This is a genomic window from Streptomyces sp. NPDC051219, from assembly GCF_040682335.1.
GTDB lineage: Bacteria > Actinomycetota > Actinomycetes > Streptomycetales > Streptomycetaceae > Streptomyces.
In genome coordinates this window covers 37,870-54,043 of the sequence record NZ_JBFBAS010000032.1, presented here as the reverse complement: position 1 = coordinate 54,043, position 16,174 = coordinate 37,870, and the positions used below count along the sequence as shown (strand labels likewise).

The window sequence follows — 16,174 nt, the reverse complement described above, 5'->3', positions numbered from 1 at the left end:
GGCCGTGCGGGCTGCCGGCCAGGAACGTCCTGGCCGGCAGCCCGCAGACGAATGAAGGACTCAAATGACCCCCCGATACCAGCTGTTGCAGGCTCCGCTCCAATCGATATACCCGGCACCATCCTGATGAACGAGCACGTCATCGCGCAGATCGGGTCTGATGTCGCCACTGGTCGTCTCGTAGGGCGATCGGCGGAGCTGGCGCTGGTCGACGCACTCTTCGCCAAAGCCGCCACGCGGGGGGCCGTGCTGATGCTGACCGGCGAAGCTGGGGTGGGTAAGAGTGCGCTGCTCGCCGCCGCGTCGCGGCGGGCGGTGAAACGCGGTTTCCGTGTTCTGCGCGTTGCCGGATCACAGTTCGACCAGAGTGTCAGTTTTGCGGGGCTGAATCAGATCTTGCAGCCGTTGGCCGGAGAGATAGCCTCCCTACCCAAGCGGCAGGCGCACACGCTTCAGGCAATCCTGGGTCTGTCTGCGGGCGAGCCTGTAGAGCTGTTGGCCGTTGCGAACGCGGTGCAGGGTCTGCTGTCCCGGATCAGTACCAGGAGCAACCCTCTGGCTCTGATTCTTGATGACTACGCGTGGTTGGACCGGCCCAGCGCGGTAGTTCTCGGGACCGTCGCCCGCTACGTCAGTACCATGTCCGTTGCGCTGCTGGCTGCTTCCCGGACTGGGGATGAGTCCTTTCTTCCCAGCACCGGGACAGACATGCATGAGGTTCAGCCCCTCGACGTGAAGTCGGCAATGAAGCTGGTAGCCGAGCGCTTTCCGGCGATGACACCCAGGGTTCGCCGGCGGCTGGTTGCGGAGGCCTGCGGGAACCCCCTGGCACTGCTGGAACTGCCGGTCTCGCTCAACATCGCGCAGCAGACGCAGCGACGGTCACTGCCGGCCGTGCTGCCCCTGACCGAGCGCCTCCGGATGGTCTTCTCCAAGCGCGTCAGCGCCCTGCCCGATGCCACACGCAAACTGCTGCTGCTGGCGGTGCTGGATGGCTCGGGTGAGCTGCACATCCTGCAGCGGGTCGTCGGCAGATCGGGAGCTCTCAGCGAGCTCTCTTGTGCCGAGCGGGTTGGGCTGGTGCACGTCGACGCACAAACGGGCCGCCTGGTCTTCCGGCACCCGCTCACCCGCTCGGCGGTCGTGGAACTGTCGACCGTTGCCGAGCGCCGCTGGGCGCACCAGGCGCTGGCCAGCGAACTCCCGGAGGGATCCGAACGCCGGGCCTGGCACCTGGCCGGCGCAGCCGTGGGGCCCGACGACCAGGTGGCCGAGCTCTTGCACGAGGTTGCCTACACCACTCTGCGCCGCGGCGACGCCGTCGGCGCCATCACCGCCCTGCTGCGTGCCTCGGAGCTCAGCAGTACAGGAGCGGACAGGGGACGGAGACTGGCCGAGGCCGCGTGCCTGGGCGCCAATGTCACAGGCGATCTGCGCAACGTACGCGCTCTTCTCGATGATGCCGTGGCTGCGGACCCGCTGGGCAGTGCATCCCTCGCGGCCGCCGCGGCGGCCGCCAGCCAGCTGCTCAACGGCGAAGGCGACGCGGACACCGCGCACCGGCTCCTGGTCGGAGCGATCGACAACCACGCCCCTCAGCGCCCGGCCGAGGACACCATCCTCGGCGAGGCACTCCATGCCTTGCTCATGGTGTGTTTCTTCAGCGGGCGAACGGAACTGTGGCACTCCTTGGACAGCGCCCTGGCGCGACTCCACTCGCACATCCCCGACCCCTTGCTGCCGGTTCTGCGTGGTACCTTCGGCGACCCGGCCCACGCCGCGCTGCCGGTACTGCCTCGCCTTGATGAGCTGATCGAGGGCCTCCACCGGGAAACCGACCCCAGCCGCATCATCCGCACTGCCGTTTGCGCCGCCTACGTCGATCGTCTGCCGGGCTGCCGCAGCGCCCTGTGGCGTGTCATCGACGACGGCCGTGGTGGCGGAGCCGTCACTTCGGCCATTGAGGGCCTCTTCCTCCTGGCCACCGACGCCTGGGCCACTGGGCAATGGGACCAGATCACCAAACTCAGTGAGGAGGCCCAGGGCTGGTGCGCGACGTACAACTACCGCCTGCGGGCGTGGCAGAGCCGTTCAATTGAAGGCCTGCTCGCCGCCGTCAGAGGTGACGACGAAGCCGCACGGAACACCGCGGACCGCCTCGCCTCGTGGGGCAACCCCCGAGGACTGGGTCTACTGCGCAACTACGCCTCGCACATCAGGGCCTTGTCCGCTCTGGGCCGCACCGACTTCGACAGCGCCTACCGGCATCTGTCATCCATCATCCCGGCAGGCCGACTGGCACCGCACAATCCCCACACCCTGCGGCTCATCTGGGACTTCACTGAAGCTGCGACTCGCACCGGCCACCATGATGAGGCAGCCGCACACCTTGCCGCCGTCCGGGACGCCGGAATCCCTTCCATCTCACCCCGCCTGGCTATGATCACAAAGGCGGCAACGGCCATGGCCAACCCTCGCTTCGTCGATCGCGATCTCTTCGATACGGCTCTCGCCACACCCGACGCGGAACGCTGGCCTTTCGACCTGGCCAGGATCCGCCTGGGATATGGCGAACGACTCCGCAGATCGCAGGCATACGCCGCGGCACGCCCCCACCTCGAGGCCGCACTCGGCACCTTCGAAAGCCTTGGAGCCGCCCCGTGGAGCGCACGCGCAGCCGGCGAGCTGTGCGCAAGCGGCCTGCCCACCGCCCCCGCCACGCCCACTGTGGACCGAAGGGTGCCGCTAACCCCCCAGGAGTGGCGGATTGCCCAGCTTGCCGCGACAGGGCTCACGAACAAACAGATTGCTGCCCAGCTCTTCCTGTCCCCCCGCACCGTGGGCACGCATCTGCGCAACGTCTTCCCCAAGCTGAACATCACCTCCCGCGCCGGACTACGCGACGCGCTCACCAGCCTCGATCTGCCGCCCATCGATGGCCGGCACCGCCGTGACTGACCCCGCAGCGACTGTTCGACCCGATCGAGCACAGACCGGATGCCAGGAGCCGAGTCAGCTCCACTGCCATCAGTGAGCCGGCCGGACGCGCCAGCAGACTGTGTCTGCGCACAACGACTGTGTGCCGGAGCGAACTCCTGCCGAAACGCAGTAGTGCACGACGCACGACTCCCAAAACCCAAAGAAGTTGGCAATCTGCGATCTAATGCGCGGCCAAGCTCGCGCTGGTCGGGCGCGAGCAGCTCGTAGGTACCCCGTGAATCGGACTTGATGTGACAGGTGTTCCTGCGGACCATTTCCTGCGGCGTAGTACGCCACGGTGACGCGACTCATGCCGTGCGGATCGGTAACCGTGCCACGCGCTCACCGAGGAAGTGGGAGCAGCCCTAATTCCGCTGTCCAGCAACGAAGCAGCTGCACGTTCACCGATTCCGGCGACGTCCCGCTGCACGATGCCGACTGCCGAATCTAGGTCATCTGGCCGAAGCCGTACAGCTGACGGATGCATACGGTAGGTACGTCAGAGAATCGCCACCGTGCCTAAATAGCAGACTCGCAGCTCCCCTGGGGTGTCGTAGCCCTCAGCGAACCGGCGTGGCGGACCAAGCACAGTTGGTACCTGGTCGCCGCAGACAACCGGATGATTCCCCGGCGGCTCAGACGCGCCATGGCCGAGTGGGCCAGCGCCACGGTCGTCGAGGTCCCGGGCAGCAACTTCGTCTGCGTCTCGCAGCCCGGCACGGTGGTCGACCTGATCAAACGGGTCACGGCCTGCTGATCCACAATCCCGGCTCGCCCCGTACCCGGCAGCCCGCAATGGTGCAGCGGCACCCCAGCCTCTTCGCAGACTGCGGAAGTGCCTACTGCACGTCATCGATAGTCCAGCATGGAGCAAGTAATGAGTATCACCCGGTACATCCGCCGCAGGAAGTTCGCTGTTGCCGCCGCCGCTGCCGTTGTCGGCGCCGCGATTGTGGCCCCGACCGCCTCGGCCACGATCTCACCCGAGAAGTCGTCCTCCGGGCCCAAGCCGACCGTCGTCCTCGTGCACGGCGCCTGGGCCGACGGATCCGGCTGGAACGCTGTCAGCGAGCGTCTGCAGGACGACGGGTATCCGGTCGTCGCCCCGGCCAACCCGCTGCGCGGCGTGGCCAACGACTCCATCTACATCAACAGCGTCCTGAAGTCGATCAAGGGCCCGATCATCCTGGTCGGACACTCCTACGGCGGCACCGTCATCACCAACGCCGCGGCTGGCAACCCCAACGTCAAGGCGCTCGTCTACATCGCCGCGTTCGTCCCCGACAAGGGAGAGTTCCAGGGCGACCTGCTCAACAAGTTCCCCGGCAGCGAGATCCCGGACGCGATCATCCCGGTGCCGTACTCGACTGCTGACGGAACCACGGGAACCGACCTTTACCTGAAGCCCGACAAGTTCCGCAGCGCGTTCGCCGGCGACCTGCCGCAGTCCACCACCCGCCTGATGCAGGCCGCGCAGCGCCCGTTCACCGCCGCGGGATTCGAGGAGCCGACGACGGCCGCCGCCTGGCACGACATCCCGTCCTTCGGCCTCGTCGCCGCCGCCGACAAGGCTATCCCGCCGGCCCTCCAACGCTTCGAGTACAAGCGGGCCGGTGCCAAGGCCGTGGTGGAGGTCGCCGGCGCCTCCCACGTCGCCTTCATCAGCCACCCGCGCATCACGACCAAGCTCATCGAGCGAGCGGATGCCGCCACCCGCTGACCAGCCCGTGAGCAGCCTGGCCTGACGGGCACAACTGACAGGCCATCCGACCTCCTGGGTGTCAGCTATCCCAGCGTGGGGCCGGAGACCAACCATCTTCGGCCCCACGCATGTCCAGCACCTACCTGGGCAAAGTGCGCTCCGTGGATTGACTCCTCCCCCTCGTAAACGAGGGGGATTCCTAGCTCACGTTGCCTGCGGCCCGGCGAGCGCGCAGGTCTTACACGTTCAGCGCTGTGTGAGACCAGCCCGGACGAGCATCACGCGGGCGGAGTTCTTGTCTCTGGGCGAGACCGCTCCGCACGCGGTGGGAAGAAGTTGCCCTGCCAACCGACGAGTTGGCCGGGAAACTGACCGGTGTCGACAACCGAGACCGTGCTGCACAGTTATCTGGCGCCCACGCTCCTGTCACGTACCGGGATGAGGGTGCCGTCCACGATCCACAGCCGCTCGACGGCGTCGGCCGACGCCCGTACCGGCTCAAGCGCGAGCAGCGGAGCGAGCCGCTGGATCACCCGGCACACGGTGGCCGACGAGACACCGAACAGCGGCGCGCGCTGCCGCATCGTGAGGTTCGTGCGTCGGCCGCCACCAGCAGGACTCGCTCGGCCAGCGGCAACCGCCACGGCCGTCCCCACCCGCATCCCTCACCACCGCGTTCCCGGACCGCCTTCGACAACCGCGCGAACTGATCCGCCCGCAGGCTCGTGAATGTCTCCACGCACACCTGTTCGGCCCTCAACACCCCACCCATGCAAGGGAAATGCCCTGATCCCGGCCTTCTGCAACACGTGTAGGCCGTTCAGCTTGTCTGGGTTTTGGGTCCAGACGAGGATGGTGCTGGGCGGCGAGGGAACGTCGGTGGCGTCCAACCAGGCGCTCTACGCCCCGCCGGCATGCCGGGTGATCACCTCTCTGGGCCCGCTGAACCCGTCCACCAACCGGCGTCCTCCGGTCTGCACACAGCAGGACGCTCCCTGGCCGACGGTTCGCGACGTCGCCCACTCCTACGGTTTCGCGGCCTTCACGCTCGACCCCTGCAGGCGCCCGGGCGACATGACCGAGCTCCACGTCACCTACTGCAACGTGCTCGGACTGCAGGGCGAGCTGTCTGTCTTCGGGTCGTTCACCCTGCAGCGACCTCGGACCGATGCCCCTTTTGGGGTGCTTCCGCGCAGTAGGGCTGCAACAGCGGACGTCTTCCGACGGGTGCCGTCCCGGCCTTGCGCCGGGACGGTCAGGGGATGGGATCCGGAGCGGCGTGGGTGGCCAGGACGAGGTCGATCAACGCCCTGGCGGCGGCGGACGGGCGGCGTTCCGCGGCCGTGACGAGGGAGACCTCGAAGTGGGGCGCGGGCTGCACAGCACGCAGTGCGAGGGCGTGGGCGCGCGAGCCGGAGGTCAACGAGGCGCTCAGAAAGGCGCAGCCAAATCCGGCGCGGACCAGCTCTACGGCCGTGGGGATGTCGGTCACCTCCACGGCGATCTCCCGCCGCAGGCCGGTCTCGGTGAACAGGCGGTCGACACTGGCCCGGGTGCCCCACCCGGCACGGAAGTCCACGAAGCGCTCGCCGTCGAGGTCGGCGAGCGGGATGACCGGCCGCATGGCGAGTGGGTGGCCTTCTGGGCAGGCCAGCAAAAGCGGCTCGGACGCGAGCAGCCGCACCGTCACGCCGGCCGGGTACGGGCCGGGGAGCGCGGTGAAGGCCAGGTCGAGGCTGCCGTCGAGCACCCCGGTTACCAGTTCGGCTGACCCCCCCAGGGCGGTGCTGGGGATGATCTGCACCTGTGGCCGATCCTGGTGGTAGCGGGTGAGGGTGCCAGCCAGATCGATCAGCGCCAGCGACTGCATGAGGCCGATGTGTACGGTGCCACGCACTCCGCCCTGCGCGGCTGCGACAGCGTCCCGGGCCGCGTCCACTGCAGCCAGGGCGGTGCGCGCCTCGGCGAGCAGAGCCCGGCCGGCGTCGGTGAGCTCGACCTGGCGCGTCGTGCGGTCGAACAGCTTCCCGCCGAGTTCGCGCTCCAGGGACCGGATGGAGACCGAGAGCGTCGACTGCACCAGGTGCAGTCTGGCCGCGGCGCGGGTGAAGCTGCCCTCCTCGGCGACGGCCACGAAGTGCTCCAGGTGCCGAAGCTCCACTTCATGCTCCTCCCGCATTCATGCATGACATTAATGATCGCCATGGATTTTCTTCGTTGGACATCATAATCCCGGTCCGGAAGCCTGAAGAGGGGGCTCGGCAGGGCAATGCCGCCGCTGCTGCCTGGAGCAAGCACCTCGAAAAGGAAGCCGTTTAATGTCCGTCATCTCCGCTGGGCAGGTGAAGCCACACGCGCATCGCCACGGACCCACTCGCCGCCATCGACACCACTCGTTCGGCTTCTGGATCACCACGCTCGCTTTTCTGGTGAACATGGGCTTTTCGGCCGTGCCGACCCCGCTGTACGTGCTCTATCAGCGACGCGATCACTTCTCCACGATCATGATCACGGTCGTGTTTGCCGTGTACGCGGTAGGTGTCATCGCCAGCCTGTTCCTCGCCGGCCACGTCTCGGATTGGATCGGCCGCAAGCGGGTGCTCGTGCCCGCGCTGCTGCTCAACATCGTCAGCGCGCTGATCTTCGTGTTCGCGCCGAGCCTGCCCGGACTGCTGGCGGCCCGGATCGTCTCCGGTGTCTCGGTCGGCCTGACCACCGCGACGGCCACCGCCTACCTCAGCGAGCTGCACCTGGGAACCTGGCGCGGCCGGACGGGCTCGCCGCGACGTTCCCAGATCGTCGCCACTGCGGCCAACCTGGGCGGCATCGGATTCGGGCCGCTGGTCGCAGGGCTGCTCGCCCAGTACGCCCCCCAGCCGCTCGTGCTGCCCTACGTGGTGTTCCTCGTCGCGCTGGCCGTGCTGGCAGTCCTCGTCGCCCTTTCGCCCGAGACCGCGGACCTGCCCGATCCGGCGCCGCGGTACCGGCCGCAGCGCATCGCGGTGCCGGGGCACGCGCGCCGGATGTTCTTCGCGGCCGTCACGACGGCCCTCGCCTCGTTCGCCGTCTTCGGAATCTTCACCTCCCTCGTGCCGTCATTCCTGGCCGGGACCCTCCACGAGAGCTCCCATGCGGTGGCCGGTGCCGTCGCGTTCGCCGCGTTCGCCGCGGGCGCCGTCGCCCAGATCGCGCTGAGCCGCGCCGGGCTTGCGTTCACGCTGCGCACGGGCCCGTTCGTACTCGTTCCCGGCCTGGCCCTGCTGGTGGCCGGGATATGGCTGCCCAGCCTGGCGGTGTTCGTCATCGGCGGGGTGCTGACCGGCGCCGGCGCAGGACTGGCCTTCCGCAGCGCACTGATCGCGGCCGGGTCGGCCGCCCCGCCCGAGTCCCGGGCCGAGGTGCTCGCCTTCTTCTTCCTCGGCGCCTACATCGGTCTGTCCGTGCCTGTCGTGGGACTGGGTATCGCGACGCAGTACGTGTCCGCGCGCGTGGTGATGCTCGCCTTCGTGGTGATCGTGGGCGCCGCCGTCGCGCTGGGGACTCGAATGGTGCACGCGTCGTACGTCCGCGACGAACTCGGCGCGAGTCCCCGATGACCGCCGCGCCTCCCCCCTGTTCCCGGGGCTCACCTGGGCGGTCCTCAAAGCTGCCCTCGCGGTCCCCGGGAACATCGCTCTCGCCGGGCCCGACACCGGCCCGCGTGTCCATGGAGGCGTACGCCCCTCGGCGGTCCGGTGTCCTCGCCGCGTTCGGAGGACATCGGCGCACCCTGGCGAACGCGGTTGAGGAGTGACAGCACGGTGCCTGCGAGCGAGGGGTTGTCGGTGGTTGTCGTCGGCGGATCTTTGGTCGGGCTGGCCGCGGCTGTGGCACTGGGCGGGGTGGGCCTGCGGGTCGAGGTTTTCGAACGGTCCGCGGGACTGTTGGAAGAGCACGGCGCCGGACTCGGGGTGGACCTCGAACTGTTGGGCCGGCTGGTCGGCGACAAGGTGGCCGAGCTCCCGACGATCGATTCACCGGGCCGGGCGACGACCAGCTGGCGCGGCCTCTACGAGCTGCTGCGCGAACAGGCCATAGCCACACCGGGGGTGACCTACCACGAGGGCGTCGCTGTACAGGGGATCAGCCCCTCGGCCGACAGTGTGACCGTCGAGACCACCGGAGGGGAGGCCACGGTCGCCGATGTCGTCGTGGGCGCCGACGGGTACCGGTCGCTGATACGGCGGCATGTGGACCCGGTGGCGCCCGAAGCCGAGTTCGCGGGCTATCTCCTGTGGCGTGGCGTACTGGACGAGGAGGAGGTCCGTCGTGATCCCCGCCTCCGCGACCGGGCGATAGCCGTGGCGTTCGTTCCGCGGCCGCGGGTGTCGGCTCAGGGGGGCTGGTACCTGATTACCTATCCGATTCCCAGCGCGTCGGGCGGCACCGGCCCCGGCGAACGCAGGCTGAGCTGGAACTGGTACGCGGAGCGCGACGGGCAGACGCCCTGGTCGCCCGGCTCCCGGCCGCGTACCGTACTGCCCTCGGAGCTCGCGCCGGGCGCGGCCGAGGAAATGCTGAGGGCGTCGCGGGTCTGGTCCTGGCCTTGGCCGGAACTCATGGAAGTGACGGTGCGTCGGGGGACACTGTTCGTGAACGCCATCTACGAGTATCTGCCGCGCCGGGTGGCGTCCGAGCGCGCGGTGATCGTGGGGGACGCCGCACACGTCGTCACACCGATGACGGGGGCGGGGCTGATCAACGGCTCCAGGACGTCCTCGCACTGACCCGCCTGCTGGCAGGCGGCGACTCCCGCACGGTGGTGCCTGAGGCGCTCCGCCGCTACGAGCAGCTCCGCCTCCTGCCGGCACGCGAACTGGCGGCGTACAGCAGGTCCTGGAGCGGGCGGTTCCTGGCCGGGCGCCGGTGACGCGCCCGCCCGGAGGACCCCGGAGGGCCCCGGCCTGGTGACAGCACTCCCGAGGTCATCAGATTCCTCCGTGGATACTCCGCCTTCAGGGCGGAGAGGGGTTGCCCCTGGCGGAGCCGAGGGGAGAAACGGACTCCTGCGGAGCAGGGCAGGGAAAAACGATGCGCCGCCGAGGGGATGGATCGTCGTCGACTGCCAACTGCCTGCAGTGAGCCACGAGTTGGGCGGCTAGCGCTCGTGATCGAGGACCTGACCGTGCGCACCATGGTCAGGAACCGGAAACTCGCCCGCGCCATCTCCGATGCCGCGTGGTCGCAGTTCCGGGACATGCTGGAGTACAAGGCCGCCTGGTACGGGCGGGAAGTGATCGCGGTGGACCGGTGGTTCCCCTCCTCCAAACTGTGCTCCGCCTGCGGCACCCTGCAAGCCGAGATGCCGCTCAGCGTCCACCCCGGTGCCGTACCGGCGCCGACAGCCGGGCGCCGAGCTGGACCAGGCGCTCGCTTCACACCGGCGCCGCCGATAGGCGTGCCAGTGGGCGGCCTGGGCGCCGAGCACGGCGTGGGTGCCGCCGAGGGGGGTGCTGGCAGCATCTCCCTGGTCCGGGGGCCGGCTCGTACCGTGGAAGGCATGGACAACCGCAGCGAGGTACGAGAGTTCCTGGTCTCCCGCCGCGGCAAGTTCACGCCCGATCAGGTCGGCCTTACCGTACACGGTGGCACCCGCCAGGTTCCGGGCCTTCGCCGTAGTGCGGTGGCCCAGTCGCCCTGCGTGAAGCCATGGTGCAGGAGGCGCAGGAGCTCGAGCGCCCCCTCGCAGAGGTGTGGGAGCGCTTACTTACGGAGTTCACCGATTATCTCAGGCCTCGACTTCCCACGGTAATGCCTGCACAGCGCCAAAGGGCTGAGATCGCGGCCGAGTGATCAGACCCGGAAAGGGGCGAGGTGTACCGGCGGCCCACGGGGGCTGCCGAATCTCGAAGACAGTTGCTGTCACCCCTCTCAGCACATCGCGGTGTCATCGACGCACCGAGCCATTCGATTCACCAGGAGAACGTTCCATGTTTTCGATCCCCAAACGCGGCATCAGCCACAAGACCGCCGTTGCCGCCGTTCTTACCCTCGCCCTGGGGGCGTTCGCCGCCACCAGCGCACTGGCCGCTCCCACCCAGTCCGAGCCCACTCCGAAGTGGCCGCTGGTCCTGGAGCACGACGCCAAGGAGTTCGCCGACGCCGCGGCCAAGAGCCCACCCATCTACACCCTGTCCCCCGCCGACGCCCGCAAGGCCCTGGAGACCGCCCAGGCCGGCCCGATCGACAAGCTGCCGGCCGACATCAGCCACCGCACCCTGAAGGTGGGACCCACGGGAACGGTGGACATCCGCATCGTCCGCCCCAAGGGGGACACCGGCAAGCTCCCTGCTGTCGTCTACACCCACGGGGGCGGCTGGGTCCTGGGGGACGAGAACACCCACGACCGGCTGGTGCGCCAGATCGCCGACGGAGCCCACGCCGCGGTGATCTTCGTCAACTACACCCGCTCGCCTGAAGCCCGCTTCCCCATCGCGATAGAGCAGGCCTACGCTGCCACCAAGTGGGTGGCCGAGCACGGCAGTGAGATCAACGTCGACGGCTCCCGGCTCGCCATCGCCGGCGACAGCGTCGGCGGCAACATGGCCGCTGCCGTCACTCTCATGGCCAAGCAGCGGGGCGGCCCGGAGCTTGACGGGCAGGTGCTCATGTACCCCGTCACCAATGCCGACTTCAACACCGACTCGTACCGCACCTTTGCCAACGGTCCCTGGCTCACGCGCAAGGCCATGCAGTGGTTCTGGGACAACTACGCCCCGAACGAGAAGGACCGCAAGAACATCCTCGCATCTCCGCTGCGGGCCGGCCTGAACCAGCTCAAGGGGCTGCCCAAGGCGCTGCTCATCACCGACGAGGGAGACGTGCTGCGCGACGAGGGCGAGGCCTACGCCGCCAAGCTCCGGGCCGCCGGCAACGACATCACCACCGTCCGCTACCAGGGCGCCATCCACGACTTCGCCATGCTCGACGCCGTAGCCGACACCAACGCCGCCAAGGCCGCCGTCAAGCAGGTCAACGAGTTCCTCTACGACGACCTGCACGACCGCCCCTGATCCACCGGGCGGTCTCGGCCCCCGGCCGCAGACCGCGAGAAGACCGGGAACGGCGCCCCCTCGGGGGGCGCCGCCTCCGCTACGGGGGCGCCGACCGGGACACCGCCCCCGCTGGGCGAGCCAGGATGCCGCCTCGGCGGCCGTACCCGCACCGTTCCTCGCGCCGGTCAGCTTCGATTTCGTCGCCCACAGACCGACTATCGCGCGGTGGATCGAGGCAGGTGCTTCGGAAGCGTCTACACCAACGGTCTCGTCGACGGACACAGCCCGGCACTGCGTCAGCTGTTGAGCAGCTACTTCGAGAGCACGCCGGCCGCCGTGCTGGCGTGTCGCCCGGAGAACATCCCTGTCGACCTCCCGCGGGACTGGCTGTCCGTCACTACGTACTCCCGGTTCGTGGGCCAGGGCCTGATCGGTGCCATCGAGGCATGGCTGGAGTTACCGGCCCCGCGCGACCCGCAGCTCTACGTCAGGGCAGTATTCGGCGTCCTGCCGCAGTGGCTGATCAACGCGCCAGGCGTCAAGGAAACCAAGGAAACCAAGGAAAGAAGCGAATAATCATGAAGGCATCCATAGTCGATGGGCTCGGCAGAGGCTTCACTGTCCGCGAGGTCGACATCGCCGCACCGCTGGGGCGCGAAGTCCTGATCGACGTGAAGGCATCCGGACTGTGCCACTCGGACCTCAGTGTCGCGACCTTCGATCTAGGCTTCCAGTTCCCCAGCGTGCTGGGCCACGAACTGGCCGGCGTCGTCAGCGCGGTGGGCCCCGACGTCACCGACATCCACGTCGGTGACCACGTGGTGGGAAGCTGCCTCCAGTTCTGCGGCCAGTGCGACAACTGCCTCTCCGGCAAGACCCATCGCTGCCTCCACCCGGAGACGACACTGCGGGCCGAGGGCGAGGCTCCACGGCTCACCATGGACGGCAAGCCGATCGACCAGATGGCCGGCCTCGGCGGTTTCGCCCAGCAGGCCCTGGTCCACGAGTACCAACTCGCCGTCGTGCCCGACGAGATTCCCTTTGCGCAGGCCGCCCTCCTCGGATGCGGTGTGCTGACCGGCGCGGGCGCCGTGCTGAACACCGCCAACGTACAGACCGGCGAGAGCGTCGTCATCATCGGAGCCGGCGGCGTGGGCATGAACGCCGTGAGCGGCGCGGTGATCGCAGGCGCCGCCACGATCATCGTCATCGACGTGCACGACGCCAAACTGGAGCGTGCCCAGGCGTTCGGCGCCACCCACACCATCAACTCGACCACGACCGACCCGGTGGCCGAAGTCAAGAGGATCACGGGGCATGGCGCCGACTACGTCTTCGACTTCGTCGGCATCCGCCCCGTCACCCGCCAGGCCTTGCAGATGCTGGCCAAGGGCGGAGGCCTGTACCTCATCGGCATAGGCGGCAAGGACGCCGGCCTGGAAATCGACACGTCCACCCTGCTGAACAACCAGAATCGTGTCGAAGGCGTCTTCATGGGCTCCTCGAACCTCAAGCGCGACATCCCGCTCTACGCCTCCCTCTACCTTCAGGGACGCATGAACCTCGACGACCTGGTGTCCAAGGAGATCTCGCTGCACGAGATCAACGAGGGCTACGAAGCACTCAAGGACTCCTCCACAACCCGCGTGGTCATCACCGACCTGTCCTGACCCACACACACCCCCCGGCGCGTCACACCAGACATCCATCAGCGAGACCCGCCCCGTGAACCGCTGCCGATCCGCCACCACGGGCCCATCTGACGGGGTGCGGAACGAGAGCCGGTCTGGGAGCGCCCTGAGCGTGGGTGGGATTTCAGCTACGTCATCACCGTCCTGATCAGCTCAGTGGCCGGCCTGTGGGAATACCCCGGTTCGACCCCCACTCCACGGCCAAGCACGGCGCCACTGGCCTGAGTAAGATCACTCATCATGGCACTTGGCCCCTTGGGCCTACACGCCAACGCCATCGTGCCCTGCGCGGTGGACACAGGTGATCCGCGACCGTGAACTGCACAAGCTCCTCTGCCCCGATCTGCCGGCGCCCACGCTAGAAGACATGCGGCCGGCGGCCGGCCGGCTCCAATTGCGCGGCGTCCCCTGGGCTCGGCCCAGCGACATCGCCGAGGCCGTGGCCTGGCTCGCCTCGCGCAAGGCCCGTTACGTCACCGGCGTCGAGTTCCGTGCGGACGCGGGCAACCTCACCAAGTAGCTCACCACAACGCAACGCTACGCGACGCAACAATTTCCGGAGACCCTGATCATGAAGACCCCAAGCGCCCGCACCCAGGCGTTCCTCCAAGGCACGAAGCAGCTACTCATCGGTGGCGAATGGGGCGACGCCGCCGACCGCACGACACGCGACTCCATCAATCCGGCCGATGAGCAGGTCCTGGCCACCTTCGCGGCGGGCGGAGTCGTGGACGTGGACCGCGCGGTCGCGGCGGCTCGGCGGGCGTTCGACGGCGAATGGGGGGCGACCACCCCCGCCGATCGCGGCAAGTTGCTGTGGCGCGTCGGTGACCTCATCCTTGAGCACGCCGACGAAATCGCCGAGTTGGAAGCGCTCGATACGGGGAAACCGCTGTCGCTCGCCCGGCTGGAGGTGGCCAGTGCCGCTGGACACTGGCACTACTACGCCGGCTGGGCCGACAAGATCGAGGGAACGACCGGGGAGATCTCCGCAGCCATCCCAGGGGCTCGGTTCCAGCGGTACTCGTTGCGCAAGCCCTTGGGTGTCGTCGGACTCATCGTTCCCTGGAACTTCCCGCTCAACGAGGCGTCCTACAAAATGGCCCCGGCACTGGCGGCCGGCAACTCCATCATCCTCAAGCCCGCCGAGCTGACCTCGCTCAGCGCCCTGCGGCTGGGGGAGCTCATCGCCGAGGCGGGCCTGCCCGGCGGCGCGGTCAACATCGTCACGGGCCCAGGCCGTGTGGCGGGCTCGGCCCTCGCCGCGCATCCGAATGTAGACAAGATCTCCTTCACCGGCTCGACCGAGGTGGGCCGCCACGTACTGGCTGCCGCGGGCGGCAACATGAAGAAGGTGACCCTGGAACTCGGCGGCAAGAACCCGGGCATCATCTTCGCCGACGCTGACCTGGACACAGCCATTCCCTCGGCGGCCAGGGCCGCCTTCGCCAACTCCGGGCAGGTCTGCACGGCTGCGTCGCGGCTGTACGTGCAGCGGCCCGTCTTCGACCAGGTCGTTGAGGGCATGGCTCACGCCGCGAAGTCTTTCAAGCTCGGAAACGGCTTCGACCCGGACGCCGAGCTTGGCCCGCTTGTCTCCGAACGCCAGCTCCAGCACGTCAGCAGCTACGTCGAGATCGGCCGCAAAGAGGGCGCTACGTTGATCACCGGAGGTGAGGTGACCCGGCCCGGGTACTTCATCACTCCTGCAGTCTTCACCGCTGACGACCCCAGCCTTCGCATCGTACGGGAAGAGATCTTCGGCCCCATTGTGGTGATCCTGCCCTTCGATACGACAGAAGAAGTCATCGCGGCAGCCAACGACAGCGAGTACGGCCTGTCCGCCGGGGTCTGGACGTCGAACAGCAGCACGGCCGCCCGGATGGCCGAAGATCTCGACGCCGGCGTCGTCTGGATCAACACCTTCATGGTCGTCGACTCGTCCGTGAGCGTGGGCGGGACCAAGCAGTCAGGTGTGGGATACGACATGGGGCCTGAGGCCATCTACGGCTTCACGCACCTCAAGGCAGTCGTCAACGCCATATAAGACAGTCGACCGGCTTCGTCGGCCAAGGGACGGACACGTCCCCCAGCCGACGAAGCCGATCCCAGAGGACTGTCCGCGTGACAACGCCGAGTTCCCGAGCGGCAGGCGCGGCCAAGGTCATGGTGGTCACGAACGAGCACCCGGCCAGAACCGCCGTCCGGCCTCATCTGTGCCCGGCGGCCACGTCGCAGGGCGGCCCATCGGCTACATGACCCACTGTGTCTCCGAACATCCAGGCACGCATGCCGGACGAGGACGACACGATCCACCGGAGGATTGCGGATGAGTACCACCATGCGCGCCGTCCAGCTCGACCGTGCCGGCCCCCCTGCGTCGCTGCACCTGCACCTGCACCTGCACCTGCACCTGCACGAGTTGCCCATGCCTGAGCCTGACGACGGGTGGGTCCGGGTCCGGGGCGAGGCGTTCGGCCTCAACCGCTCCGAGCTGTATCTGCGCCTCGGGCTGTCCGAAGGCGTCACCCTCCCCCGCGTCCCCGGTATCGAGGCCCTCGGCGTTGTTGACTCCGCACCCGCACGCTTCCGGCCCGGTCAACAGGTCGTCGCATTGACATCCTCCGCGCACGCCGCCTTACGGACGTCCGAGCGCATCGTTGTAGACCACCCGGGCGCAGCCGAACGTACGGGCCAGCGCAGCACGCTGACCCGGCGTCGGCTCGATCCGGAACGAGTACCGCAGATGCATTACATCAACCTACCGG

The 16,174-nt window shown here is 68.1% G+C and carries 11 protein-coding genes and 3 pseudogenes; 11 read left to right on the top strand and 3 right to left on the bottom strand.

Features of this window, described 5'->3' with window-relative positions; translation table 11 throughout:
• Positions 1-126 precede the first annotated feature (126 nt).
• From AB0M62_RS27920 to AB0M62_RS27910, 3 genes are all read left to right on the top strand, one after another.
• Entirely contained in the window at positions 127-2,958 is a 2,832-nt protein-coding gene (locus tag AB0M62_RS27920; protein WP_366077053.1) for an AAA family ATPase, read from the top strand.
• A 544-nt stretch (positions 2,959-3,502) separates the two neighbouring features.
• Positions 3,503-3,736 carry an alpha/beta hydrolase gene (locus tag AB0M62_RS27915; RefSeq protein ID WP_366077066.1) on the top strand — a complete coding sequence of 78 codons (234 nt, stop codon included), beginning with the start codon at positions 3,503-3,505 and terminating at the stop codon, positions 3,734-3,736.
• A gap of 120 nt (positions 3,737-3,856) precedes the next feature.
• Positions 3,857-4,699, top strand: coding sequence for an alpha/beta hydrolase (locus AB0M62_RS27910; protein WP_366077052.1), 843 nt, complete (start codon positions 3,857-3,859; stop codon positions 4,697-4,699).
• Between the two features lie 398 nt (positions 4,700-5,097).
• On the opposite strand, the pseudogene AB0M62_RS27905 reads toward AB0M62_RS27910, so the two are convergent.
• Both AB0M62_RS27905 and AB0M62_RS27900 read right to left on the bottom strand, forming a co-directional pair.
• Positions 5,098-5,453 (bottom strand): annotated as a pseudogene (locus AB0M62_RS27905) (transposase family protein); the annotation flags it as partial.
• A 483-nt stretch (positions 5,454-5,936) separates the two neighbouring features.
• The gene (locus tag AB0M62_RS27900) at positions 5,937-6,842 is read right to left on the bottom strand and encodes a LysR family transcriptional regulator (protein ID WP_366077051.1); all 906 of its coding nucleotides are present in this window, start codon (positions 6,840-6,842) and stop codon (positions 5,937-5,939) included.
• A 157-nt stretch (positions 6,843-6,999) separates the two neighbouring features.
• Here AB0M62_RS27900 and AB0M62_RS27895 point away from each other — a divergent pair, with 157 nt between their 5' ends.
• The 8 genes and pseudogenes from AB0M62_RS27895 (at position 7,000) to AB0M62_RS27860 (ending at position 15,453) form a co-directional block, all read left to right on the top strand.
• Positions 7,000-8,277, top strand: a complete 1,278-nt coding sequence (locus AB0M62_RS27895; RefSeq protein WP_366077050.1) for an MFS transporter — start codon at positions 7,000-7,002, stop codon at positions 8,275-8,277.
• Positions 8,278-8,481: 204 nt separating this feature from the next.
• Entirely contained in the window at positions 8,482-9,447 is a 966-nt protein-coding gene (locus AB0M62_RS27890; protein WP_366077049.1) for a hypothetical protein, read from the top strand.
• A 377-nt stretch (positions 9,448-9,824) separates the two neighbouring features.
• Positions 9,825-10,037 (top strand): annotated as a pseudogene (locus AB0M62_RS27885) (IS200/IS605 family accessory protein TnpB-related protein); the annotation flags it as partial.
• Positions 10,038-10,650: 613 nt separating this feature from the next.
• Entirely contained in the window at positions 10,651-11,733 is a 1,083-nt protein-coding gene (locus AB0M62_RS27880) for an alpha/beta hydrolase (RefSeq protein ID WP_366077048.1), read from the top strand.
• Between the two features lie 207 nt (positions 11,734-11,940).
• On the top strand, positions 11,941-12,291 hold the full coding sequence (locus tag AB0M62_RS27875; protein WP_366077047.1) for a hypothetical protein: 351 nt from the start codon (positions 11,941-11,943) through the stop codon (positions 12,289-12,291).
• 2 nt (positions 12,292-12,293) lie between these two features.
• Positions 12,294-13,385 carry a zinc-binding dehydrogenase gene (locus AB0M62_RS27870; protein ID WP_366077046.1) on the top strand — a complete coding sequence of 364 codons (1,092 nt, stop codon included), beginning with the start codon at positions 12,294-12,296 and terminating at the stop codon, positions 13,383-13,385.
• Between the two features lie 322 nt (positions 13,386-13,707).
• The gene (locus AB0M62_RS27865; protein ID WP_366077045.1) at positions 13,708-13,926 is read left to right on the top strand and encodes a hypothetical protein; all 219 of its coding nucleotides are present in this window, start codon (positions 13,708-13,710) and stop codon (positions 13,924-13,926) included.
• 51 nt (positions 13,927-13,977) lie between these two features.
• Positions 13,978-15,453, top strand: coding sequence for an aldehyde dehydrogenase family protein (locus AB0M62_RS27860; RefSeq protein WP_366077044.1), 1,476 nt, complete (start codon positions 13,978-13,980; stop codon positions 15,451-15,453).
• Between the two features lie 603 nt (positions 15,454-16,056).
• Here the strand turns inward: AB0M62_RS27860 and AB0M62_RS27855 are convergent.
• Positions 16,057-16,158, bottom strand: a pseudogene (locus AB0M62_RS27855) (helix-turn-helix domain-containing protein); the annotation flags it as partial.
• Between the last annotated feature and the right edge of the window lie 16 nt (positions 16,159-16,174).